Origin of the sequence: Marivivens donghaensis, assembly GCF_011806565.1 — a bacterium.
Classification (GTDB): Bacteria; Pseudomonadota; Alphaproteobacteria; order Rhodobacterales; family Rhodobacteraceae; genus Marivivens; species Marivivens donghaensis_A.
In genome coordinates this window covers 1-1,826 of sequence record NZ_JAATOP010000022.1, presented here as the reverse complement: position 1 = coordinate 1,826, position 1,826 = coordinate 1, and the positions used below count along the sequence as shown (strand labels likewise).

1 protein-coding gene is annotated in these 1,826 nt (G+C 64.6%); it reads left to right on the top strand.

All coding sequences use genetic code 11. From position 1 onward, the window contains the following. The coding region (gene acs, locus HCZ30_RS16475; RefSeq protein WP_167639400.1) for an acetate--CoA ligase at positions 1-1,826 on the top strand (1,826 nt) is incomplete at both ends.

Below are 1,826 nucleotides of genomic sequence, written 5' to 3'. Positions count from 1 at the left end.
GCCCACATTGACGCCGACACTTATGCGTCGATGTACGAGGCGTCTGTTTCGGATCCGGAGGGGTTCTGGGGCGAGCATGGCAAGCGGCTGGACTGGATCACGCCGTATACCAAGGTCAAGAACACCTCGTTCGCGTACGGCAATGTCAGCATCAAGTGGTTCGAGGACGGCGTTCTGAACGTCGCCGCCAACTGCATCGACCGCCACCTTGCCACCCGCGGCGATCAGACCGCGATCATCTTCGAGCCCGACAGCCCCGAGGACGAGGCGCAATACATCACCTACAACCAGCTCTCGGACAAGGTGAACCGCTTTGCCAACGTCCTGCTGAGCCAGGGCGTCATGCGCGGTGACCGTGTGGTAATCTACCTGCCGATGATCCCCGAGGCCGCCTATGCGATGCTGGCCTGCGCGCGCATCGGCGCGATCCACTCGGTCGTCTTCGCGGGCTTCTCGCCTGACGCGCTGGCCAACCGCGTCAACGATTCCGGCGCCAAGGTCGTCATCACCGCCGACACCGCGCCGCGCGGTGGCCGCCGCACCCCGCTCAAGGCCAATGCCGATGCCGCGCTGCTGCACTGCTCGGACAAGGTGCGCTGCCTTGTGGTCAAACACACCGGCGATCAGACCACATGGATCGACGGCCGCGATGTCGACGTCAAAGCGATGATGGAAACCGTCGCGCCCGACTGCCCGCCGCGCCCGATGAACGCCGAAGATCCGCTGTTCGTCCTTTACACCTCCGGCTCGACCGGCAAGCCCAAGGGCGTCGTCCATTCGTCGGGCGGCTATCTGCTTTATGCCGCGATGACCCACCAGTACACCTTCGATTACCACGAGGGTGATGTGTACTGGTGTACCGCCGACGTGGGCTGGGTCACCGGCCACAGCTACATCGTCTACGGGCCGCTGGCCAACGGCGGCACCACGCTGATGTTCGAAGGCGTGCCGACCTACCCCGACGCGGGCCGCTTCTGGGCCGTCTGCGAAAAGCATAAAGTGAACCAGTTCTACACCGCTCCCACCGCGATCCGTTCGCTGATGGGTCAGGGCAAGGAATGGGTCGAGAAGTACGACCTGTCGGACATCAAGGTGCTCGGCACCGTGGGCGAGCCGATCAACCCCGAAGCGTGGAACTGGTACAACGACGTGGTCGGCAAGGGCACCCGCCCGATCGTCGATACGTGGTGGCAGACCGAAACCGGCGGTCACATGCTGACCCCGCTGCCGGGCGCGACGCCGCTCAAGCCGGGCTCTGCGACCAAGCCGTTCTTCGGCGTGCAGCCTGTTGTGCTCGATGGCACTTCGGGCGCCGAGATCGACGAGACGGCCTGCGAAGGCGTTCTGGCGATCAAGGACAGCTGGCCGGGCCAGATGCGCACGGTCTACGGCGACCACGAGCGCTTCATGCAGACCTACTTCAGCGACTACAAAGGCTACTACTTCACCGGTGACGGCTGCCGCCGCGATGCGGACGGCGACTACTGGATCACCGGCCGCGTGGACGACGTGATCAACGTCTCGGGCCACCGCATGGGCACCGCCGAGGTCGAAAGCGCCCTCGTCGCGCACCAGAAGGTCGCCGAGGCTGCGGTTGTCGGTTACCCGCACGACATCAAGGGTCAGGGCATCTACGCCTACGTCACCCTGATGAACGGCGAGGAGCCTTCGGACGAGCTGCGCAAGGAGCTGGAAAAGTGGGTCCGCACCGAAATCGGCCCCATCGCCAAGCCCGACGTCATCCAGTGGGCCCCCGGCCTGCCGAAAACCCGCTCCGGCAAGATCATGCGCCGCATCCTGCGCAAAATCGCCGAAAACGACACCGG